Raw genomic sequence first — 23,373 nt, 5'->3', positions numbered from 1 at the left:
GGGTTAGGCTTTTACCATGTTTGTCATTCAACATGACGCAACGGGCTTTCTTGAGTCTGGGCTACTATCGGCAGGTTTCCGCTAGAAGTATTTTCGCTAGGTGCTCCAGTCTGACTTTCAATGAATTCTGTAACCATCTGTTGGGCTGCCCCCCAGCCAACAGGGGCCCCAGCTCCGGCGCGACGTGCATGCTCTTCGAGCTCGGGTCGGCTGACAGCCTTCACAAGTCCTCGTGCCAGCGCTTCAGGATTCGGCGCAGCCCAAATAACTTCGCTAGATGCTAAATCTCGTTGTACATCGGGGTCAGAGTTTAGAACTGGAACATTTCCGGCGGCCAATAGTTCACCAGGTACAAGGGAAACATTAGTGAATGACATTGCTAATCCAGCAATAGTGCAGTTGTACAAATCATTTAGATCCGATGGTCGCATTGAACCGTGATTAATTACAGGGATTTTCCAGCCACGTATCTTATCTCCGACAATATGGATTTCTTGGTCCGGACACAATTCATGGAAACGTTCCAAAGCGGCTTTAGCCAGTAAGTACCCGCGGCGGTCCACCGACTGCTTCGCGTAATACACGACGCCGTTTCGCTTCAAAGTTCCTGTCGCTCGAGCCTTTATTTGATACACGTCGTTATCACAACCGAAAGGCACCGTCAGTTCAGGATCAATGCTGTTTCGCGTCCGGATCTCATTGGCAACCATCTCACCCAAGGCAATGTTCATGAAACCAAATTCATAGGTCATCTCGGCCAAAGTGTAGAGATATCCACGAGGATAGAAATATGGCTCATAATCTTGAATAAAATAGAATTTATTAATTACGTCCGCGAACCGGCGAGAAACGACATGTGCACTGACCCAAGAGCTGGCTACGATGGCGTCAAACCTCTGATGAGACGTCGTGGCGCTGGCCACCCGCGCTGAAATCTGTGGCCAATTTGCTCGAATGAGTAGTTCATGGCGAGCTGCCTCGTCAGAATCTCGTTCGTACAGCAAAAGAGTACACTCATGGCCTCGCGATTCCATGGCCTCCACCATTCGGAATAGAGTGGTGTGACCACCCGACCCAGCCCCAGGCGGAGCACAAACCCAGGCTACCCGTAGTCTATCGGCGGCTTCACTATGTCCCCGGCTTGTTCGTACTGTTTCCAGTGACTCGATATCTTCAGGCCGAAGCGGGAAACTAAGGTCTGCCCACCCAAATCGTGATTCGGCCCGTTGCGCGGCTTTCATGCCTATCCGGCGTACTACACCCGAGAAGCCAAAATCTTTCAACCTTACTATAAGCGTTTGGAACATATCTTGAGCTGCCATGATTTCCCCTAATTCTCAAAATGAATTCAATACTCGCCATACCGGAGCCATCGCCTTCGAGACAACGCTGCCTGAGCTCTCCCCCAAATTCGGTGAAGAAACCCGACTAATTGATTATGAACAGAGTCAGCACCTTCGATCCGTGCCCGCAGTCGCTCTACTGTTTGAAGGTTTCTCTCATTCGAACCCCGAGCTTCCTTTAACAAAGAATCAAGTAATCCACGGTTTGGAGCTCCGAGATCAAGTTCATGAGAAGCCAAAGACAAACTTGCAGAATCCAATGCCTCCGCGGCAAGGACTTGTAGCTTCGGAACCCACGATTCGGTTGCCGCGATACCGGAAAATAGCATGTCGAATGCCGCTCGCCGTTCTTCAAGGTCTGTGAGGATGTCCACTAATCGAGTCGACAAACTCAATGCGTGTTCACGATGCCAAGCCTGGTCACAGCCTCGAACATAAGCGACATCCGAAAAAGCAGATATTCGAAACCACATTTCCATGTCATGTGTGTGAGCCAGCGGCATTTGTCCCCCCACCATGTCCACTACCGATTTCCTCATTACAACCTCGGGAGAGGTAATGACATTCAATCCATCTCTACAGCGCCGTTCCAACCATGAGAGTCCAGGCCACAACACGACTTTTGTCGCTTTCTGACGAGCAGTTGGCAGGATCGACCCCGAAAAATGTATGGGACGACCATAGACCAGCCCTACGTTTCGATGATCCAGAAATACTCGAACTGCTCGTTGTAATGCACCAGGTGTTAGTAGATCGTCAGCATCGAGGCGAACTAAAAATTCCCCCGTTGCAAGAGCTAACCCGTCGTTGAATGTCTTTACAGGGCCTAAGTTTGTCTCGTGAAGAACAACTTGAACACATGCATAATTCGCGGCAAGATCGTTGGCAATTTCCTGACTACCATCAGTTGAACAGTCATCAACAATAATTATTTCTATCTCGACACCAGCTTGAGAGAGCACACTTTGTACGGCATCGGATAAGTATCGTCCGTAGTTGAAACAAGGTATTACGACGCTAACAAGCGCTGGCTTCAATACCTCTTTGTTGAATTTTATGACCAGAGATTCATCTAAAGTTCCAACGCTCCGGAGACACTGAGCAGTTTGCTTCGACGGCAGAAATTCTCGTTTGTTCATCGGTTAAACACCACCCTTGCGTGTTGAAGTCTTATTAAGAACCGTTGGCACCGAAACTCCAACAGATTCATTGACGGCCCCATACTTCGTGATCACCTTTAGCTTTCGTTTGAACCAACTTCCGATGCAAATAACGTAAACAAGGCACCCGACACTCCCCCCAAGAACTAAGCGGATAGATAGCGAGTCGGTCATAGAAGAAGCAAGAACAGTAGCTAGCGCAGTGGGAACCGCCGCGATAAGAGGTGGCCAAAAAGCCGCCCAAAGCGCATTCAAACTAGCGCCGATACGTGAAAGTCCCCAGCAGTAACTGGGAAGAACGAAAAGTACCGCGCAAGCTAAATGAGCAGCGGCTGCCCCAACGATCCCAGCTAAGTTTGTTCCTACTATCATGAGCGGTACGAGGCATACCAACCAGATCATTTGGATTATGAGTACGACAGATGACCGCCCATTTGCGAGCAGAAATGCTGCTGCCATATCAAAAATTGTTCGAAGCGCGCCGAAGATTCCTAAGATGGCAAGTACTGGAACTGCCAGAAGCCATTTTCTTCCGTAGACAAGTTCGATCACCGGAGCCGCCAACAGTCCAAGCATCAGTCCTGCAAACAAAATGATCGTCCATGCTGGCGCAATCGAATCGCTAAGTATGCGTTGTGGTGAGGTATTCGCTCGCGAAAAAGCAGGTAGCGAAATTGACCTAATAACCTGGCCAATAGCGTTCATCGGCCAGCTAGAAATATTGAACGCCAAGAAGTAGAACCCTAATGCTGTCGGCCCAGCCATTCGTGACACCACTACGTTGTCAGCGTTCAAGAGAACCCACGAAAGGAGGTTTGCCCCCGCTACAGGGAGTCCAAAGCCCAGTACTTGGCGAGTAAGCGTACGATTAAAGCCAAATTTCGGACGTTCCCCTGCAAATATGTACTGAAGCATCAGCGTCACGAACTGTGCAGTGACCCTTGAAATGGCCAACGCCATGACACCCCAGCCACTCATGAGTAGCAAAACGGTAATCGCAGTTCCAACGAAGAAATCAACCAGACTAATAATGAAGAGCTGCTTCTGCATGAAGTTTCTCTGGAGCTTTGCATAAGGTACAACGCCGCATCCGGCCAGAAGGAGTGTGCCAGACATAACCGCAATTACGGGCCCGGCTTCAGGACTTCCCAAAAGCTGTGCCATGCTTTGGGCCGAAATAACCATCAAAATAGTTAGAGAAGTACCTGTGACAACTCCCATCGTCGCTACCGTTGGAGCCTTGCGTGCATGGTCCTGAGATCTGATGAGATCCGTGCTTAGACCGAAATCTGCCAACGTCATAAGCACGGCTTGAACCGTCAACGCGATAGCAAAAACACCGAATTGTTCGGGTGATAGCAACCGTGCTAAGAAAATACCGACGCCGAAGGTCCCGATACGAAGCACTAGAGCGTTGATTGAGCTCCAGGCGAGACCCCTGCTGATTCCAACACGAACACTGATTTCCGACATCAGATGGCCGCTCTGTCTTTGAGCGATTTCGTCATTTTCAACATTCTGAACTTAGTTAAACCTGCGATTGAGCGAAGAATCGATAACAAAATTGCTCCTTTTCGACGTGGTTCAAACTGGGCATCCTTGTATATCCTTTCCAACCTGTCTGCAGCCGAAACTAGACTAAATTTGGACTCAACTAGCTCTCTATTCCACGATCCGAGAGAAGAATTTGTAGCAGGATTTGATACTAAATCTTTCAAAATTGATAGCAAGGCTGACGCCCCCGCGCCACCATTTCCAAAGAAACCTACATCTAGGAATGTATCCAGTGTGTCCGGTGTCAGCAGCTCCCAATATCCATCTGAGCCCTGCACCACAACTGGTTTGCCATAGGCCATGCCTCGTAAGATCGAACTTCCCATACCAAGCACCACGTCCGACCCTTCATAAAAAACCCCAGGATCTAAGACACTCCCCGTTATCTCAATAACGGTTCTGCCGAGTTTAGTGTTGACTGCATCTGCTTGATTAGAAATTCTTGTCAATTCCGGTCCATCGCCGACAACAAGTAATCGGATTGACATATACTGCGCAAGGTATTCAATTGCTTCGATGGCGTTCAGGACCCCATTGGCTTTATCTAGTTCATTAGTCATTCGGCAGATAATTGAAACCACGAACTCTTCATTGCTTGCTCGAATCTGACGCCGTGCTGTGCACAAGTCAACGGTTCTGTTCGCTTGCGTATCGATAGGTGGTTCAATAACATGCACGGCTATGTTCCGCTTCATTGATTCTGCAAGCTGGCGAGTGCCAACTGTTAGATGAAGATGCGTCGGCAAGAACTTGGGAACGTCCATAGATAAGACCGTGATCACCTGACACGCATTTCGAATTGACCGGAATCCACATGCTGCATTCATGCTTGGTGCCCATTCATAGGTATGAACGATGTCCGGGTCAAATTCTTGCGCAAGGAGTCTGAGCCCTCGAGCCCACGCTAGCGAAAGCTCTATTCCGCTCGGCGAAAGAACCAATTTAAGTCCAAGATTGGATATTTTCTGGGACAGTTCCCCTGCCGGTGCATAGATTATGACTTCGTTGCCACGATCTCGAATTGCAGCAGCTAACTCAATGGCATTAATTTGGCTTCCACCCATAGCCAGCTCATGTGGACATACGATGATTCTCATGTATCTGCCCACATGGAACTAGTTGAATCTGAGCCGAGTATCTTTCGAAGTTGTTCAATAACACGGTGTTGTTCTTCGGCGGTGATGTGCGGGTGCAGGGGAAGAGACAAAATCCGAGTTGCTGCTTGTTCCGCCACCGGGAAGCTACCGGTCTGTTGCCCCAGAGAGGCGAAGGCCTTAGTCAGGTGCAACGGGTAGGGGTAGTGAATCCCTGCTCCGATACCTGCCTGGTTCAACGCCCTAAGTACTCGATCACGTGTGGGGACTTGAATGACATATAGATGCCAGACGTCCTCGTTGCCCGGTGCACTCTGTGGAACTACAACGTCTGGCAGCTCGGCCAACAGCTGCCCATACAGATCGGCGGCTTGCCGCCGCTTCGCATTCCATCCGGCCAATCGCTTAAGTTTTGCATTGAGAACAACTGCCTGAAGCGTATCCATCCGAGCGTTAAAGCCCACCACGTCATGCTCATATTTGGTGGAGCTTCCGTGTGCACCAAGGATCCGTGCACGTTCGGCGAGCGCAGGGTCATTGGTAATCACTGCCCCAGCGTCTCCTGCCGCACCAAGGTTTTTGCCCGGGTAGAAGCTGGTGCCCGCTGCAACTCCAATGGTTCCGGCAGCTCTGCCGTGCCGTGTGGCACCTTGAGACTGTGCCGCATCTTCGATGATTGCAAGTTCATGCACTGCGGCTAGGGGTTCTAGCTGTTCTATGAAGGCGCTTTGCCCATAAAGGTGAACCGGCATGATTGCCCTGGTTTTTTTCGTCACCGCGCGTTCCACTGCTTGTGGGTCGATGAGTAGGTATTGAGGGTCAACATCTACAAGCACCGGGATGGCGCCAATGCGGCAGACGGCCTCGGCTGTAGCGATGAATGTGTTCGCCGGCAGGATGACTTCATCTCCTGCGTGGATGTCAGCGGCTCGTAAGGCTAGTTCTAGTGCATCGGTTCCGTTGCTGGTACCAATGCAGTGTTTGGCACCTAAGAATTCTGCATAGCTGCTCTCGAATTCGGTTACCGGGGCCCCACCAATGAAGGAAGTTGTGGCAAAGACTTCGGCCAGTCCACTGGTTACTTCCGCGCTTATTTCTTCCTGCTGTGCCCGCAGGTCAACTAGCGGAATGTTCAGCATACTGGTTTCGGTTTTCATAGTTCTACCCCGCTGTGGCTCCATTTTTCACGTTCTGTTGGTGCTCCCGATTTCATTGAGGAACGAAATCGCGAGACTTCGATGGCCGAGCGCAGAAGCGAACGTGCGCGAGAACTGCGTGAGCTGTGGTTGCGGTGGGCAAGCAGATCAAAGTAGATCTTGGTCAGTTCGTTTGCGCTGCGTTCAAGGTTGTAGCGGGATTCGACAAGTTCACGGCCAAAAAGACCCATCCGTCTGCGTAGGGCCGCATCATTGAGTAATTTCACTAATGCGTCGTCAAGATCGGCTACGCCGCGCCCTTCATAGCCAAACCATCCATTGGATAGGAATTCCTCGGCGTTTTCTTCACTGAGCATCTGCCAGTAGCCGGCTTCGCCCTGGACGATCAGTGCTTTGGAGTGGGCAAGTCCCTTGATGGCCGAGGTCCCCATGCCCAAGACGATATCGGCGGCAGCGTATGCCAGTCGTGGGTCCTGCAGAAATCCTCGCACGTCTATCACGGTGCGCTGGTGCAGTGCGTTAATGCTCTCGGCACGGCTTTGGACTTGTGCTTTGCCTTCCCCATCTCCAGCAATCAGCAAACGCACCGGGTATTCGGCTGCCAGGCGATCCACCAACGCCATAGCGCTGAGAATACCTTGAAGCTTTTCCAGGTCCGTGCTCAACATGGAGACAATCGAAACAACAAGTTCGTGTTCAGCTATGCCAAGTTCTTGACGGGCAGCTGCTGCATCCAGGGTGCGGTTCGCTTCCATATCCACCGGCGGTTCAAGTAGGAAGGCGGTGCGGTGCGCCCATGCTTGCACACTGGCCAGAGCGGGGGTACCAACAATAATTGGTACGTGGCGGGGCAAGAATTCGGGTACTTTCATTGACATGACCGAGGCGACCACCGGGGTGCTGTTGCGAATCCCCGCGGAAAAACTTGCGGCAAGGCTTGGACCCCATTCGTAGGCGTGTACCAAGTCGATCCGGTACTGCTCAATGACTCGGTTCAGTCCTGCTCGCCATGCCCTGTTGTTGCCGTCTTCGGGAGCTCTCTCATAGCCGATCCCCAAGTCCTTGACCATCGCCACAAGCGTCCCCTCGGGTGCGTAGATGGTGACCTCATGTCCAAGGTCCCTGACCTTTGCGGCTAACTCGATGGCATTAAGCTGCGAGCCTCCCATGCCCATTTGGTGTGGGCAAACCAGTATTCTCATTTATTTCACTCCCCAAGAGCGTTTAGGAAACACATTGTGTGTCTTCAATCGTTGTTTTTGATGATGTAGATTTTCCGGTAGTTGATTGATCCGGGTGATGTTTTAGCATTCGTGCCGGATTTCCGGCCCAGATGCTATGTGCTGGTTGGTCTTGCAATAGCACCGAGCCCATGCCCAAAGTCGCCCCATCGCCAATCACCAGTCCTTGGCGCACACTTGCCTGCATCCCCACGTAGGACAGAGCACCAATTTGAGTACTGCCACCGAGGGTTACCCCTGCGGCCAGCGTTGCGTAATCCCCCAACCAGTTATCGTGGGTGAGTACAACATTTGGCATGAGCACCACGTGGCGGCCCACTTCGATGTCACACGTCAAAACGCAGCCGGGCAGAATAATGCTGCCCCGTCCTAGCGTTGTTCGCGCGCCGAGCTGAGCGGCATCACTGACATGGGTGGCATACCGCGTGTTTTCTACTCCCAGACGAGCAAGGGAAGCAACAATGCTTTGCCGTGCTGCGCCGGATCCGGCGCAGATCAAGAGCTGAGCATCAATAGTTGTGGCCTGTTCTATGCCGCCCAGAACTTCGAGTCCGGCAACAAACTGGCCATGGAGCGTCGGCGAATCATCAAGCATGCCAAGGATCTGGTGGTCCCCGGTTGCGGCAATCGAAGATGCTGTCTCGCGGGCCAGCCCCCCAGCGGCAAGCAGCAACACCCTTGACATTTCTATCCCCCCGGATTCGAAAGTGCGTCTATGACGCGTTGTTGTTCGGCAGCCCCGAGCTGATGAAATAACGGAAGAATCAGCGTGTTGTTGGTCAAGGACTCGGTCACCGGTAAACCAATATTCTTCAGGCCCGAATACGCGGGCTGGAGGTGCGCTGCCATGATGCCGCGGCGTGCAGAGATTCCGCGGTGCCCCAGATGTTCAAGAAGCTCTTCGCGATCCAATCCATACTCTGGAAGCACCTTGATCCAACATGATTGGAAGTTTGAGGTTCCATAGTCCGGATCTGCTACTAGTTCCAATCCTTTAATATCGTCGATCGCTCTGCGGTAGATTTCCACAAGCTCGCGACGTCTGGCGACCATCGCATCAAGCTTTCCAAGCTGTACCAACCCCATGGCCGCCTGCAAATCGGTCATCCGGAAGTTATAACCAATCTCCGCATAACTTTCCGGTGGTGCCACAAGTGCGGAGTGACGCTCCGCCGCAGAAATACCCATTGCATGTTCGCGAAGTGTGCGAGCCCGATCCGCCCACTGTTGGTTATTGGTGGTCAGCATCCCGCCTTCACCGGTTGTCAGCAATTTTCGCGGGTGAAATGACCAGGCACTGACATCTGCGCCATGACCCACCGGGTGCCCCCGGTAGGTTGAACCTGCACCGCATGCTGCATCTTCAATGAGTTTTAGGCCATGTAGATCGCACCATTGACGAATAGGGGCCAGATCTACAGGAATCCCACCCTGATCCACGACTATTACCGCTGTGGTGGCAACCGTCAGTCCACGGTCCAGAGTTTGCGCCGTGACGTTTCCGGTGGCTTCATCGACATCAACGAATATGGGGTGCGCACCAACATAAGTTGGTGCGTTGGCGGTTGCAATAAACGAGAAGGACGGGACCAATACATCATCCCCAGGTTTGACTCCGGCGACCAATAACGCCAATTGCAGTGCGGTGGTGCAACTTGAGGTTGCTACTGCGTGTTCCACCTGTTGATGCTGTGCAAATGCTTGTTCAAAGGCAGCGGTCTTCGGTCCCTGAGCAACCCAGCCCGAGGCAACAACTTCGGCAATGGCTTGGGCTTCTTCTTCGCCTAGCCAAGGCTTCATCACATTGACACGTTCAAGGGTTGGTGTCTCCCCGTTCGTGCTAACCAAACTCATTTCAGCCCCACCCCACTTTTAATGTCGGTCAGACGTCCTGCAGCGACTTCCTCGCGCAGTGGCTCCCACCAGGTCACCAGCCGAGCCAGCCCTTCTTCAAGTCCTACCCGGGAGCTAAAACCCAGTTCTCGCTGCGCAGTAGAAGTGTCGGCAAGTCGACGCGCCACACCGTTGACCGCGCGTTCTGGACCGTGTTCAACCGACAGCTCGGATCCCATGACTTTCAAAAGTGCTTGGGCAAGTTCTAACAGACTCGTCTCGGTTCCGCTTGCAACGTTGTATATTCCTTCATTGATGTTTCCGGCAGCGGCAAGCAGGTTAGCCCTGGCAATATCTTCGGTAAAGACAAAGTCCATGGTCTGCTCACCATTCCCGAAAATAAGTGGGGGTAAGCCATCTGCTATGCGTTCCATCCAACGCACCAATACCTCGGTGTAGGCACCGTGCACGTCCATCCGAGGACCGTAAACATTGAAGTAGCGCAATGCCACGTAGTTCAATCCGGTCATGGCACGGAATGAGCGCAGCATTCCTTCATTAAAGCTTTTTGCTGCCCCATAGAAGGTGTCGTTATTCAGGTGGTGGTGTCGTTCGGTGGTGGGAAATTCTTCCGCTTGCCCATAGACCGAGGCACTAGAAGCTGCCACTACTTTGGACACGTTTGCCGCTGCCGAAGCTTCAAGAACGTTAAAGGTTCCATTAACCAATACGTCAAGGGCCAGACGGGGTTCTTCGGCACACTGAGTAATCCGGATTGCCGCCTGATGGAAGACTATGTTTTTGCCGCGAACAAGTTTGGCAACAAGTGCCCTATCCCCGATATCACCCTCAACAAGAGTGCATTTACCACTAGTCAGAGCCGAATCGAGATTCGCCTTCCTGCCACGAACCAAGTTGTCCAGAACTTGTACTTCCGCGGCGCCCGCGGCAAGCAGCTGATCTACGATTTCAGATCCGATAGTTCCGGCCCCACCCGTAACCAAATACTTTCCACCTGCCAGTGCGGCCGAGATGTTGCTCCGGCCGTTGCTATTTTCCTGCATGATGCCCCCAGCTTTCTTTGTGTACTGCTAAATTAATTTGCTTCGGCTAGTCTCAAACTTTCGCCTATGACTCGTGCTCGACGCCCACCCTTGGCCAACGATCGGCTTGTGGCTTCCAGTACCGAGAGCACTCGCATTGCCGAGCGCCCGTCGGTGGGAGATTCCTGAGCATTTTGAATGCTTGAATGGAATTGAGTGACCATACGCCCCAACGGTTCAAATTCTTCCAACGCCGGAGACCAGGTATCGCCCAACCTGTAGGAAATCGAGGCATTGCGTCGATCCGAGGTGTCTTCGTTAGTTAGTTCTTGGCATTGCAGATCAACACCTCGGTCATAGATGCTCAAACGCTGCTGCGGATTCAAATCGTCCCAAACCAGAGTTCGCTTGGAGCCACCAATGACCATGGAACGGATCTTGGTGGGGCTAAGCCAATTCACATGAATATGTGCCAAGGCACCCCCAGGTAGTGGTATCGACAGATAGCCCACGCAAGCTTTACCGGATCCCAACGGATCGGCTGCTTGAGCGGTAACGGTCAAAGGGCTCAGTCCCTCGGGAAGAATGAAATCAAGGATCGATAAGTCATGCGGAGCCAGGTCCCAAAAAACATCAACATCCGGCTGAACAAGCCCTAGGTTAATCCGTACCGAGTCGATATAGAGGATCTCTCCCAAATCTCCTGACTGAATCAATTCACGAATCTTGAGCACTGCAGGGGTATAGCAATAGGTGTGATCTGCCATCAGAACCAGCCCTGAGGTCGCTGCGGTATCGACCATTTCTTGCCCGGCTTTCGTGGTATCTGCCAACGGCTTTTCCACGAGAACATGTTTTCCTGCAGCCATAGCGGCCATGGCAATGCCATGGTGGGTGCGGGCGGGAGTGGCAATGGCAACTGCATCAATCTCGTAATCATTGAACAATTGATCAATGTTTGGAACAACAGCGGGGTGACCTACTTTGGCTGCCAATGCTGACGCGCGTTGAATATCCAAGTCACAGATGGCCACGAGTTCCCATAAATCTGAGGTAGCGAAATTCCTCGCGAGATTTGGCCCCCAATAACCGGCTCCAATGACAGCTACTTTCAGCGGTTGCGTTGTATTTGACATTAGTAGGCACCTTCCGGCTTAATCATGATTTTCAGGGTTCGCCACATGATCATGAGATCTCCGGTCACCGACCAATTTTCTACATAGTAGAGATCAAGTCGGATGCTCTCATCCATGGGTAGTTCGGAACGGCCACGTGTCTGCCACAAACCTGTAACACCTGGTTTGATGTAGAGGCGGCGCTGAGTCGGACCCTCGTATTGGGCTACTTCACTTGCTAATGGCGGGCGCGGTCCAACCAAGGACATATCACCCTTGAACACGTTATATAGCTGGGGCAGTTCGTCTAGTGAATATTTACGCAGCCAGCGACCAGAAGTAGTGATCCTTGGGTCTTCTTTCATTTTGAAAAGATGCCCATGTCCCTCATTGAGTTCACGTAGTTCTTCAAGTTGTGCTTCCGCATCAACCACCATGGAACGAAACTTGTACATCTTGAATAGTTCGCCGTCCCGTCCCACCCTCTGCTGTGAGAAGAAAGCCTGCCCCGTGCTGTCCTGCTTGACGATTAATGCCAGCACCACGAATACCGGGGATAAAGCAATAAGAGCCACGGCAGAAAGAACTACATCCATGCCACGCTTGATTACATGATGGCCGCCTTCAAAATTAGGCAAATCAACATGCATCAGTGGCAGTCCTTCTACCGGACGCATACGAATCCGTGGACCTGCAACATTTGTCAGACTAGAAACCAAAATGATCTGCGTACGAGATTCTTCAAGGCGCCACCCAAGATTTCTTATGGCTTGGTTTCCCTCACGCAGGCTTCCTGCAACTATCACTGCGTCGGCACCGGTACCGGCAACAACGCTTTCAAGCGTTGCCAGTCCCGCACGTTGCGGGTAGCTAGCATTTGTACCAGACACTGTTGCTTCGTCGAAAACTACACCGACAACTTTGTAGGCCGGCCCGGAATGTTGAGCGAGCCTATTAGTTACATAGTCAATGTCGGTTTTCTGTCCCACTACAACAACCCGGGATAGGTAGTGACCCGACTTCATACTCTGCCTGTTTAGCCATCCGCGCCACAACCAGCGGGCCAGCAGTAAAGCGGCAAGTCCAACCGGGAATACCACAACGAGCATCCACCGAACTTGAAAAGAACCGGTGAAAACCACAAGTATCGCTGTCCAGCCGGCGGCAACCGCCGTGGCATCAACGACTCGTTTGTATTCCATGGCGCCAACGCCAATTCGCTGGAGTGAGCGAGTTCTGTAAAGAGCTAGAAGCACGATCCAAAATAGTGAAACTCCGAGCGCTTCAAACATCAAGGTGCGTGAAGATTCTTGTGCCAAGAACAGTGCGGAAAGACAAACCGTCACGATGATGGCCACATCGGTGGCTATCAGTCGCCACGTAAATCTTCTGCGCCATTCGCGTGCCGGGAACTCAACTGCGGTCGTTTTCCGTTGGCCACGGGTAGTACTTCGAACCGGAAGCCAATTTGTGTTGGTCTCAAATTCGAATGGATCATTTATCTCGGTCATCTGTTCTGCCTCTTGTCTAGGCACAGATGAAATACTGCCAAAGACGCATAAGCGCCCAATGCGAAATTCATTGTTCCCCAAATCCCCAAGTGGTTAGCGGCTTTCCCCAACCGCTTCACTTTGAGCCTAGTTCCGCGTGATGCGGCGAACACGCGTAACCGAACACTCGAATACTGTCTTTCTTGCGCAAGTAGGTACTCGAACCAAAAAACGCATACTCATGATGCAGCCGAGTATGGGAATAAATCCCGTACTGAAAAGGCATTTACCTCCCGCGCAGACAAACTAACAGGGGAGCAAAGTGAGGGCACTGATCCATGAGTATCCAAGCAGAGTTTCGCGCCGCAACTGTTTGGGAAAAACACGAGCCCCCAAGTAGTACTTCCCTTGGGGCTGTGGAAGGAGCCGGCGGCTGCTGGGGGGTCGATCGCGCGCTGGGGCGCAAATCGCCAACCGCCGACTCCAGTCCTTTGCGGTCAAGTGGAATCGTAGAACAAACCACTTGTTGCCCGGAGGTCCCCCGAGCCTAGTCACGAATCAAGTGCACTTAATTGATTCCGAGCTCTATGAAGGCCCAAACCGGGCTACTTCAAACATTAGGCGGGGTCCCTCACCCAGCTCACGCGTAGGAACTACCTGATTGTTCGATTGCCAATACGTGTATCGACGTAGAATTCACTCGCACTATAGATTCACGGCGTATTTGGTGGTTCATTTAGGGAAGTGAATCAAGCTCAGCTCGCCCGGCTATCCCCAGTTTTGCAAATACCCGGTACAAATGTCCTTCAACTGTGCGTTGTGAAACCGTCAGCAACTTGGCAATTTCCTTATTGCTCATTCCTTGCTGGACCAGATCGATAATCTCTTTTTCCCGGGCGGTCAGATTTCTTTCGCTTAGCACACCGGATAAGGAACCCCAAGGAACCCCACCCAATTCGTCGATCCAGGCAGCGAGTCTGCGCAGTAGAACTCCTCGTTGGCGTTCATCTCCATCATGGGTCAAGGTTCCGAGAATGTTTGCCAGCAGTTCGGCGCCCAACCCCGTTTCACCGTGGTTGAACAGTTCTTCCGCAACTACAACTAATTCTTCGGTCTGCGTTTTGTCTCCGCTGCGGGTAAGCAATAGAACAGCGGGAGTTTTTCGACCGACCGGTGGCGCACATAGCGTTTCTAAACCTCGTAAGGCAGGGCCGCGTTCGCCGACGTTAGTTGTACTCCGCCATAACATTAGTGACAGCTGCAACTCCGTGTGACGGCATATGGAAGCACTAGCACGGTCAATGAGTTCGGCAAGCTGTCCTTGTGCTTTTTGAGCTCCGGCTAACGCCAGATAGCCCCGAGCCAGGAGGATCGCATCTGTGTTTTCTCCGGCTGCCCACCCGCGCCGCAGATGCTTTTCAGAGGAAAAACTGGGGGACGCTGACGTTTGGCCCGAGACCTGCTGTTGCTCGAATGAGCACAGAGCTTGGCAAAGTTCTAGTAACTTATCTGGATCATGAAATGTAAGTTCGGCTCGTGCCTCATACAGTTGAGTCCTTGCCAGTGACCAGCGGCCTTCTTGGACCGCAGCAAGGGCCGACCACAAGTGCATAGTTCCCGCCCATTGCATATAAACCTTAGTATTCTTGGGCATACCAGAGGCAACTATTGACCGTACCTTTGCATATTCCCCCACTGCGAATAACACTCTCAGCGCGGTAGCCATGATCTGAAAGCCAATATATGACTCCAGGTCCGAGTCTTCTTCAATATTCTTCAGATTTTCCAAGGCACTATCGGAAGCTTCAACAAATTTCCCGAGCCTCAAGAGCGTCAGACACTTTGCATCTACCGCTAAAAGCCCTTCCAAGCTACCTTTTGGGGAACCAATCTCAATGGATCGGGCTTGTTCTAGAGTCGTTTCAAGATCCTCGCTCTGAGCAACGGCTATCCACAAGCGTAATAATGTTATTGCTCTAGAGTTGCGTTGAATTTCTGTTTGATCCCGGGACTTTGGATCTTCTCCCCAGGTTTTGCATTGGTTATTCCAATCATCGAGAAGTTTTTCGATTCCGTCACCAGAGTCTCCCGTGCGCCACAGCGCCGTAGCTGCAAGGGAACGAAGTCTCAAAACTTCGCGTGGATCATCTTCGGTTTCCAGCGCCTCGGCAATTTCCCGTAAGGCTAACTGGTATTGCCCCAGTCCAAGTAGCGCGCGGGCACCTTGCTGAGCATTTTGAAGATTCTTATTCAAGGTTTTTGCCAGTTGGTATAGTTTCCAGGCCCCAACCTCGTCATTGTGATTCAGGGCTGTTTCAATTGCTTCATAGAATTGGTCATCGGTGGCACTTGCACCACTGCTCAGCGCCCACAACAAACTATTAGGTAATGCTCCACGATGTTCTCGGTCCGCGGAGAGCTTCAACCACAGGTGTTTGCTTCGCCCCGGTGGCACCAGCTCCCGCAACACCTGGGAATATAGCGGGGAGCTAATGCACAAACGTGTTTCATCTAGGTGACCAACTAGTCCCGTTCCTATGAGGCGCGCGGTATCTGTGGCACAAACTCTAACTAATACTGCCGAATCCTCCGCACCATTGAGCGCAAGAATTTCTAGAGCTTCGGCATCGGATTCGCTGAGCCGTTTCTGTATACCGGCGACAACAGCATGAAGCGCCTCATCATTTTCGACGTATGGCTGAGTCAAGCAGTACCATCCCTGACTTTCGCGAAGAACATTCTGCGAAAGTGACGAGGCTATGAAGGCTTCGACCAGTACCGGATTTCCTGAGCAAGCCGCTGTGATTACTTGGTTCGTCGAATCAGAGGTTGGATTCCCAAGGATCATCCTTGAGAAACTTGCGACTTCAGCGGGGGTGAGCGCAGCAATGGCTACATGCCCCAGCAATGCCCCAAGTTCGGTGCTCGCCACTACCTGTTCGTTTCGACCAATGCCGACGGTGAGTAAGACAAGTTTGATTTTCTTAGCCAGTGCCAACTGAGAAAGGACAAATGCGCTTGCAACATCAAGAAACTGGGCTTCCTCGATGAGCACCAGGTGTCGCTTGGTCACGGTTGCGGTTTCAAATCGGTGCGTTAGAAACCGCAGCACATTAAGCTCATGCAACGGCTGAACCATATCGATCAGCATCGGTGCCAAAGCTCCAAAAGGAATCTCTGCTGAGACCGGAGAACATAGCAAGTGAACCGTGGAAGCAAAATCAGAGTTAATACAGGAAATCAAGAACTCCGACTTTCGACTTCCAATCGGACCCGAAATAACCACGCCATTACTTGAATCACTCTGCAGAATTTCTGTGATTTCCCTCTGTGCCACGCTATGGTCTGGAATATGAGTAGCTGCAACCCGGGAACTCATATACGTGCTTCGCTACCCGCTTGAAGCGTGGCTACCAGTGTACTGAGATCCCGTCGACCGGTGAGCGCAAGCTTAGAATAAATCTGGTAAAGGTGTCCCTCAACAGTCCTGACAGAAACTCCAGCGTCATTAGCAATTTGTTGATTGTTCAGTCCTTGAGCCGCTGCCGAAGCCACAAATTTTTCGCGTTTGGTCAGGACCTCCAAAACCGGAAAGTCGTATTCTTGAAGGTTTTCGGGCAATGGATTCACGACAAGTTGTCCCTCGCGCTTGCGTCGCTTGATCCGGTTCGTCAAGGTAGTGCGTTCGATCTCCGAAAGTAGATCAAAGGCGTTATTGCTCCAAGGACTGGCGAAGATCACGAATCCTGCGTCAAGGAGTACTTCCAACCCAATTGCAGTCTTGTTCTCCGATAATGTCCCGTTAGAACACAGCATCAGATCCAGCGCCTTCATAACGTTAGAGCCAGCAAGAAGCGGTTCTACGTGTTCTAAGGCTGGAATGGGTGTGTAGCCATGGCGAACGCCCACAAGGATTTCTAGCAATGCAGAACGTCCCGAAAGCACCCCACGATTTTCCGCCAGACCGTGGTGAAGTAATGTACTTTCACGTGAGGCTAGCAGCTCGCTGAACCACCATCTGCCGTTGTCCCAGTCCCGTTCAAAGGCCATCGGTGCGTGTTTCGCTGGGTCGTCGTCTTCAAGCAGAAAATTTCTCATTGATTGAACTAACCAACGGTCATAGGCCGTGCCGGAGATTTCTAGTTGTGCACCGAGCGCCTCAAGAGCTGGTAGTGCCGCTCCCGTAGAAACCTCAATAACGTCTAGGACAGCTTGGGCGAGCACTACTACTTGGACCAATTCCGCAGGAAGCGTCCCATGATAGCTTCCCAGCAAGCTCGTGGTGCATTCTCTGGCACGACCAAGCTCGCCTTCGAGAAGACCGGTGCGTAATTCCTTAAGAATCTTGTGTGCGTCGAGGGATTCGAGATCTTGATTTAGCTTCAACGCTTGCTCGAGGCTTGAGCGCGCGACAATAAAATCGTAGAAATGTCCGTTGCTCGTGCGTTGAGCTTCTAGTTCGCGTAAATCCCGTGCTGCGAATCCGGTATCGAGCTCTGTTGCCAAAAGGCTCGAACTCACTTCGATAGTTTCATCGCTGAGGTTGTTCCGGCGAATGAAGCCCCAGCTAATGAGCCGGTCCAGAGCGTCTAGCTCGGAACTGCTGAGGGTTTCGAGTGGTACCTGCCGGTTCTTAGCTATGGAAAGCAACAGCTCCCGTTCACTTTTTTCTAAGACAACGGTTTGCGATAATGCCATGGCTTCAAGTCGTCCACCCGTGGGCCATGCGCCGGCACCTAGAACCAAATGGCCATCTCGAATGATGAGTTTTCCATTGGCCAGGGCGTCATGTGTCAGTGCCGTGAGCCAGCCCGGATTCCCTTGGCTTCGTTGCCACAAGGCCACCACGGCAAGTGGTGTGGGTGTAGCCGCATAGTCCTGTGCCAATCGTTGGTGGGCTTCATCCAATGACAGCGGTTTGATCCGTAGTTCGTGGTGGTCATTGCTCCGAAGAATGGGGGCAAAAGCCGCCGGAAGAACTCCCGGATGTTCGGCAAGAACTACCAACAAAATCGCGCGATTATAGGCAAGCTGTGCCAGTACAGTTCGTGAATGGACATCAAGAAGTTGCGGGTATTGCAAAACCACAATGCCACCGGTGCTGTGCCCAACACTTCGGGATATCGCCTTCATGACCTGGGCAGGAGCCGGTGTCTCCGAAGGCTCCAAATCTGCAAGCAAAAATGCTAACGCCCCATACTGCAAATTCTGGGCATAGGTTGTACCAACAATATGGACAATTTTCCCGGGCCCCGCCACACGTCGGTGAGCCTCGGTAATAAGTTCTACTCGATCATCGCCGTGTTCCCCCAAAAGAACTATCGGCTTACTCGAATTTTCGCGTAGTGCTGCAACTATTGTTTCTAAATAGTTCTCGCGAGTTTCTCCCCCCAAGGATTCTCCGTGCAGTTTCCCCCGTATATCAATGCGTACCTCAGAAAATTTTGGACGCCACGTCTTACAACGCATTTTTCACCCGTTCCCCAATACCGGCTAAGTCGGTCACGGGCTACCCCCAAGATAGCCCCTCACCATCTGTTCAAGATCTTATGCCTTGTTCTCTGGCCTAACATCAGTAGTTCGCTTACTTGCTCTACTCGTTTGTCTTTCCCGCATACTTAAGTACCTCCTCTAAGAGTCGTTTCTGGCCTCTGCATGGCTGCTCGTGCATCGAGGTACAGCTGAAGAAGTTCGGCTCGATTACCGACGTTTACCCGCTGATAGATCTGATACAAATGTCCCTCAACTGTGCGTACCCTAATGTGTAGGCGTGCCGATATTTCCCGGCTGCTTGCTCCGGTGGCCGCTTCTGCAACGATTCTTTGTTGTCTGGCGGTCAGAGAGGAGAACAATGCGAGTGCAGCACTACTTGGTTGTTGAGAATCTTGCTCTGGGATTTCCTGCCGAGCCGTATGTGAAGTGATCTTGTGAGATCCAAGTGCATGAGTATCAATCAATTCAGCGGTGGAGTAGCCCTGTACGCTTTGATTTCGATGCTCCATTGACCAGTTGTCGGCAATATGTTGTGAAGGCCTCTCACCGTTAGTTTTGGTACTTCCCCCGATGTTAGCCAGAACCTTTTCTGCGATCGAACTATCGCAGCGCTGGGCACAGGCATAGAGCTTGGCGCTGCCCTCGGTATCCCCGAATCGAGCCATCATCAAGCGGATTGATAGTTCAAGATTGACGATGCCTCGTTCGGCATTAATCTCGGCAGCCTGTCGTAACTGTTCTAGGGCTTCTTCCTTGCGACCCAGCTCGAATTTTGTCCCAGCATGGAGAATCGTTGCCCCTTGGGAAATTTCCCAATCCGTAGAAATGTCGAGGGATTCAAACTGGGCTAGGAGTTGTCCCGCATCGGGAGTCTTCAGCCGGGCCGCTGCCAATGCAGCAGCTGCCGCAGCCAATGTCAGATGGCCGTAAGGATCATAAAGGCGAAGCTGCTCAATTTCGACGCTCAGAAGTTCCATGGCGGCGACTGGGTCGGCTTCGAAAAGTTGTGCCACCGCCGAATACAGTCCATCAATTTCTGTCAGGCGTGGAGACTCTTCTCCACCCACCCAGGCAGAGTTAAGCACTCCGAGGGCTTCCTGCCATTCCCCCGAGATCAGGTACAGATCTGCTAGTTCCTGTTTTACTTGCTGGCTTGCGGTCTTGGAGAGACGCTCTTGTTGCAAGAGCATCACCAGTTCACGGCCACGTTTGAGCCCCAACCGAGTTTTTCCTGACCGAATGCTTTGCCTATTGTGCAAAAACTGCCAACGCAGTAGCTCTTCCCCGGCCAATTGCGGATGGTTGTACGGTTTCTCTCTGCGTGGGAGTTCACCATAGCGGTGACAAATTTCGGCTTCGAGAAGATCGAGATGCCCCGCAAGCTCTGTCAGAACAGGTGTGCGTTCGCTATGTTCCTTGGACCATTTTTCATAATCGCGACGAACGTCGTCAAGTTTAGTTTCGAGTGTCTCCCAGACGGTGGCAGGTTGCCTAGAAAGCATCAAAACTTCGATGAAATCGAGCCGAAAAATGCTTGCCACTTCGTCTGTATTTAGTCCACCAAATTCTTCACTGTGCCTTGACCCTAGGGAAAGCCTCAGTACACGAACACTGTCCTTCGCTCGTTCTAGGTAGCCCGCTCGTAACAACGCTTCAAGATAAATAAGTTCAATTTCGGGACCGGATTTTTCAGCGTTACCCAATAATTCTAGACAAAGCTGTAGTTGTCCGTTGGCTAGTGCTTCCTTCGCAGCAGCATCAACTAATTCTTGGGTGGGCCGAATCCCGGAACTCTGCTCCCACACCATCTGAGTCAGGGAAGGAAGTGTGTAGCCGGAGTTTGTTAGAGACCGAAACTTCTCCAATAAGGAGCGGGCCCGGCCAGGCGGTGTCATCTCCATCGCGACCCTCGAATGATAGGTACTAATTACCCTCACCGTGCGAGAGTATTTTCCGCGGCTCTCTATTAGCCCCCGGGCAAAGACTGCGTCAACGGCTTCGGCATCGCATAATGTCATCAACACATTTAGCGGAATTTCCGTTGCCATGGCCAATACCTCAAGAACTTCTCGTTCCGCTTCATTTAGTGCGTCAAGAACTGAGGTAACTAAATGTCTGCTGCGTATTCCGATGGGGCCAGCTTCCCCTCCGACAACCCAAGAATCGGACTTATGTAATAGGTAGTTTCGTTCTTGCCAGTCTTGGATGAGTCCGCGTAGTACTTGAATTTGACCGCCGGAAGCTATCCACAGCTGATGCGCGGCGCGACGACTAACCGCACTTCCCAGATGTAAGGACAGGACTCTTTGAGTGGCTTTCAGATCTAAGGGATGCAACTGAATTCGGTGCAAATGCACGGCAGCCGTCAGTTCATCATGTACCTGATGTCCGGTACTTGGCGTAATCGTACCGGTGCACAATAGCGAAAGAGCAGTAGCTAGACTCAGCGAGGCGAGCATTGCTACAGCTTCGGGCACCAATTTGAAATGTTCCGGAACGAACACGATGATGGGTAGCCCCATCGATTCATCTTGCAGAAGTGCGTGTACGGTACCCAACGCCATGAAGCGCGTTGAAGCGTCCTGCGTGACGCAATCATCTAAAATCTTGCTGAAAGCTAGAGCTGCCGAGTTACTTCCCGGGAATCCCAAGTCAATGATCAACGCGCGGCCATGCAACTGGCGCATGATCGTGGTAACAAGTGTCCGTTTTCCGGCGCCAGGCTGACCACTGATGAAAACACCAGGACCCTTAAGCAACGCTTCAATGGCTTCTTGAACGAGCTCCTCGCGGGCAACTATATCTAGTTCAAACCCGCCACCTGTGACATTTTCCTCTCGCTGTGCCACGGGCATGGCTTGGTATCCAGCACTCGAATCGAGTCGCTCCACACTTATCCACCTGTCTCTCCCCTTAGCGCTATCTTGTCACTTGGGTGGCCAGTTGGGTAGAGGGATATCATCTATAGGATATTTTTGGTGGAGAATTCGCTATTTGACGGTGCCCTGAATGAGGTAGCTGAGCGGATTTGAAACTCTTATTTATTCACCCAAAATTTCGGCGGCCTCCAGCCACGTCATCTCGAGTTCTTCCTTTTCAGATTCGATTTCCTGCAGTTTTGCATTAAGAGTAGCTACCTCATCAAACTTCATGGCTTCCGAGGCTGTAGCCATCTGAGTATGAAGCTTGGCGATCTGCGTATCAAGCTTGCTCATTTGGCGTTCAACACGGTTCAATTCCTTGCGAGCCTCACGCTTTTCGGCTTCGGTTGGACCTGTGCTTCCCACAACCGGGCTACTACCGCTCTTATCCGTCGGTGCACCTGTATTGCCACCGCTTTGGACACCTTCACGTAGCTCAAGGTACTGGTCAACACCGCCGGGCAAACCACGGATCTTACCGTCGCCAAGCAATGCAATCTGATGATCGGTGACGCGTTCGAGCAGGTAACGGTCGTGGCTGACCACCACGAGGGTTCCGGGCCAACCATCGAGCATGTCTTCGATTGCCGCCAAGGTATCGGTGTCAAGGTCGTTGGTGGGCTCATCAAGCATCAACACGTTCGGTTCGCCAATGAGTAGACGTAGCAGCTGCAATCTGCGGCGTTCACCACCGGAGAGTTCCTTGACCGGGGTCCATTGCTTATCGGTCCCAAAACCAAGCTGTTCGGCAAGCTGGCCGGCGGAGATTTCTTTGCCGCCAACTTCGAAGGACACGCGCTCGGATTTGATGACCTCGATCAGGCGCATGTCGGCGACCTCATCGAGTTCCTTGACCTCCTGGGTCAGGATCGCGGTCTTGACCGTCTTGCCGCGCTTGATCACACCGCTGGTGGGTTCGACCTCACCATTGAGCAGGCGCATCAGCGTCGATTTGCCGGCTCCGTTGACACCGACGATGCCGATACGCTCGCCCGGTGCCAGACGCAGGGTGATGTTGTTGAATAGGGGTTTACCGGTGCCGAAATCAAGGCTCACATGTTCAAGATCCAACACGTCCTTGCCCAAGCGAGCTGTTGCCATTTTGTTCAGGGCCACGGAGTCACGCGGTTGCGGTACATCCGCAATCAGCGTATTTGCTGCCTCGATACGAAATTTAGGTTTTGCTGTACGTGCGGGTGCTCCACGGCGCAACCAAGCAAGTTCCTTCTTGACCAGTTGTGCCCGCTTATTCTCTACGACGGCCGCGGTGCGGTCACGCTCCGCGCGGGCCAAGACATAGGCGGCATAACCACCGTCAAACGGATCAACGGTTCCGTCGTGGACTTCCCAGGTGCGAGTACAGATTTCATCGAGGAACCAACGGTCGTGAGTCACCACCAGCAAACCATTCTGGTTTGCACGCCAACGATTCTTGAGGTGTTTTGCAAGCCAGGCAACACCCTCAACATCAAGGTGGTTGGTTGGTTCATCGAGCATGATGACCTCATGGTCACCGATCAACAGCTTGGCCAAAGCTACTCGGCGTTTCTGTCCACCGGAGAGTGAGGAAACTTCGGCGTGCCAGTCAACCTCACCGACAAGACCGCCCATAACCTCACGAACCAATGGGTTTGATGCCCATTCGTGGTCCGCTGCTTCTCCAACGATGGCTTCACCGACCGTCAGTTGCCCATCAAGCACATCTGTTTGGTCAAGGTAGGCAACGCGTACGTCTCCACGTTTGGTCACGCGTCCCGAATCCGCGGTGATGCGTCCTGCAAGTAGGCGCATCAGCGTTGATTTACCATCGCCGTTGCGCCCGACCATGCCTATGCGATCCCCGTCCTCGAGCCCCAAGGAAAGGGAATCAAGAACGGTACGGGTGCCGAAGGCCATTGAAACGTTTTCGGCGCCAAGCAGGTGTGCCAC

At 52.1% G+C, this 23,373-nt stretch carries 15 protein-coding genes; all 15 read right to left on the bottom strand.

What is annotated here, in order from left to right; genetic code table 11:
* Positions 1-23 precede the first annotated feature (23 nt).
* The gene (locus CQ018_RS14080; protein ID WP_146111918.1) at positions 24-1,034 is read right to left on the bottom strand and encodes a glycosyltransferase family 4 protein; all 1,011 of its coding nucleotides are present in this window, start codon (positions 1,032-1,034) and stop codon (positions 24-26) included.
* 314 nt (positions 1,035-1,348) lie between these two features.
* Complete coding sequence (locus CQ018_RS14075; RefSeq protein ID WP_105550646.1) at positions 1,349-2,482, bottom strand: glycosyltransferase family A protein; 1,134 nt, start codon at positions 2,480-2,482, stop codon at positions 1,349-1,351.
* Between the two features lie 3 nt (positions 2,483-2,485).
* Positions 2,486-3,976, bottom strand: a complete 1,491-nt coding sequence (locus CQ018_RS14070) for a lipopolysaccharide biosynthesis protein (RefSeq protein WP_105550645.1) — start codon at positions 3,974-3,976, stop codon at positions 2,486-2,488.
* Complete coding sequence (locus CQ018_RS14065; protein ID WP_105550644.1) at positions 3,976-5,154, bottom strand: glycosyltransferase; 1,179 nt, start codon at positions 5,152-5,154, stop codon at positions 3,976-3,978. Before CQ018_RS14065 ends, CQ018_RS14070 begins: the two co-directional genes overlap by 1 nt.
* The gene (locus CQ018_RS14060) at positions 5,151-6,308 is read right to left on the bottom strand and encodes a DegT/DnrJ/EryC1/StrS aminotransferase family protein (protein ID WP_105550643.1); all 1,158 of its coding nucleotides are present in this window, start codon (positions 6,306-6,308) and stop codon (positions 5,151-5,153) included. Before CQ018_RS14060 ends, CQ018_RS14065 begins: the two co-directional genes overlap by 4 nt.
* Positions 6,305-7,510: a glycosyltransferase family 4 protein gene (locus tag CQ018_RS14055; RefSeq protein ID WP_105550642.1), complete on the bottom strand. Its 1,206-nt coding sequence runs from the start codon at positions 7,508-7,510 to the stop codon at positions 6,305-6,307. Before CQ018_RS14055 ends, CQ018_RS14060 begins: the two co-directional genes overlap by 4 nt.
* A 22-nt stretch (positions 7,511-7,532) precedes the next feature.
* On the bottom strand, positions 7,533-8,234 hold the full coding sequence (locus CQ018_RS14050) for a NeuD/PglB/VioB family sugar acetyltransferase (RefSeq protein WP_105550641.1): 702 nt from the start codon (positions 8,232-8,234) through the stop codon (positions 7,533-7,535).
* 2 nt (positions 8,235-8,236) lie between these two features.
* Positions 8,237-9,403, bottom strand: a complete 1,167-nt coding sequence (locus CQ018_RS14045; RefSeq protein WP_258142625.1) for a DegT/DnrJ/EryC1/StrS aminotransferase family protein — start codon at positions 9,401-9,403, stop codon at positions 8,237-8,239.
* Positions 9,400-10,446: an NAD-dependent epimerase/dehydratase family protein gene (locus CQ018_RS14040; RefSeq protein ID WP_105550640.1), complete on the bottom strand. Its 1,047-nt coding sequence runs from the start codon at positions 10,444-10,446 to the stop codon at positions 9,400-9,402. Before CQ018_RS14040 ends, CQ018_RS14045 begins: the two co-directional genes overlap by 4 nt.
* 32 nt (positions 10,447-10,478) lie before the next feature.
* Positions 10,479-11,561 carry a Gfo/Idh/MocA family protein gene (locus CQ018_RS14035; RefSeq protein WP_105550639.1) on the bottom strand — a complete coding sequence of 361 codons (1,083 nt, stop codon included), beginning with the start codon at positions 11,559-11,561 and terminating at the stop codon, positions 10,479-10,481.
* The gene (locus tag CQ018_RS14030) at positions 11,561-13,051 is read right to left on the bottom strand and encodes a sugar transferase (RefSeq protein WP_105550638.1); all 1,491 of its coding nucleotides are present in this window, start codon (positions 13,049-13,051) and stop codon (positions 11,561-11,563) included. Before CQ018_RS14030 ends, CQ018_RS14035 begins: the two co-directional genes overlap by 1 nt.
* A 715-nt stretch (positions 13,052-13,766) precedes the next feature.
* Positions 13,767-16,103, bottom strand: a complete 2,337-nt coding sequence (locus tag CQ018_RS14025) for a helix-turn-helix transcriptional regulator (RefSeq protein ID WP_219844062.1) — start codon at positions 16,101-16,103, stop codon at positions 13,767-13,769.
* A 302-nt stretch (positions 16,104-16,405) separates the two neighbouring features.
* Positions 16,406-18,424 (bottom strand): helix-turn-helix transcriptional regulator, encoded by a 2,019-nt coding sequence (locus CQ018_RS14020; protein WP_181149903.1) that lies wholly within the window; start codon positions 18,422-18,424, stop codon positions 16,406-16,408.
* 224 nt (positions 18,425-18,648) lie between these two features.
* The gene (locus tag CQ018_RS14015; RefSeq protein ID WP_146111917.1) at positions 18,649-21,414 is read right to left on the bottom strand and encodes a helix-turn-helix transcriptional regulator; all 2,766 of its coding nucleotides are present in this window, start codon (positions 21,412-21,414) and stop codon (positions 18,649-18,651) included.
* Between the two features lie 150 nt (positions 21,415-21,564).
* Positions 21,565-23,373, bottom strand: coding sequence for an ABC-F family ATP-binding cassette domain-containing protein (locus CQ018_RS14010; RefSeq protein ID WP_105550634.1), 1,809 nt, complete (start codon positions 23,371-23,373; stop codon positions 21,565-21,567).

The sequence above is a fragment of the Arthrobacter sp. MYb227 genome (genome assembly GCF_002975435.1).
Lineage (GTDB): Bacteria > Actinomycetota > Actinomycetes > Actinomycetales > Micrococcaceae > Paeniglutamicibacter.
This window is presented reverse-complemented; position numbering and strand designations above follow the sequence as displayed.

What these genes read in the sequence shown, in the direction of transcription:
- CQ018_RS14075 (WP_105550646.1), bottom strand. Translation starts at nt 2,482, where the DNA reads ATGAACAAACGAGAATTTCTGCCGTCGAAGCAAACTGCTCAGTGTCTC.
- CQ018_RS14045 (WP_258142625.1), bottom strand. Translation starts at nt 9,403, where the DNA reads ATGAGTTTGGTTAGCACGAACGGGGAGACACCAACCCTTGAACGTGTC.
- CQ018_RS14080 (WP_146111918.1), bottom strand. Translation starts at nt 1,034, where the DNA reads ATGGAATCGCGAGGCCATGAGTGTACTCTTTTGCTGTACGAACGAGAT.
- CQ018_RS14035 (WP_105550639.1), bottom strand. Translation starts at nt 11,561, where the DNA reads ATGTCAAATACAACGCAACCGCTGAAAGTAGCTGTCATTGGAGCCGGT.
- CQ018_RS14050 (WP_105550641.1), bottom strand. Translation starts at nt 8,234, where the DNA reads ATGTCAAGGGTGTTGCTGCTTGCCGCTGGGGGGCTGGCCCGCGAGACA.
- CQ018_RS14055 (WP_105550642.1), bottom strand. Translation starts at nt 7,510, where the DNA reads ATGAGAATACTGGTTTGCCCACACCAAATGGGCATGGGAGGCTCGCAG.
- CQ018_RS14040 (WP_105550640.1), bottom strand. Translation starts at nt 10,446, where the DNA reads ATGCAGGAAAATAGCAACGGCCGGAGCAACATCTCGGCCGCACTGGCA.
- CQ018_RS14070 (WP_105550645.1), bottom strand. Translation starts at nt 3,976, where the DNA reads ATGTCGGAAATCAGTGTTCGTGTTGGAATCAGCAGGGGTCTCGCCTGG.
- CQ018_RS14065 (WP_105550644.1), bottom strand. Translation starts at nt 5,154, where the DNA reads ATGAGAATCATCGTATGTCCACATGAGCTGGCTATGGGTGGAAGCCAA.
- CQ018_RS14030 (WP_105550638.1), bottom strand. Translation starts at nt 13,051, where the DNA reads ATGACCGAGATAAATGATCCATTCGAATTTGAGACCAACACAAATTGG.
- CQ018_RS14060 (WP_105550643.1), bottom strand. Translation starts at nt 6,308, where the DNA reads ATGAAAACCGAAACCAGTATGCTGAACATTCCGCTAGTTGACCTGCGG.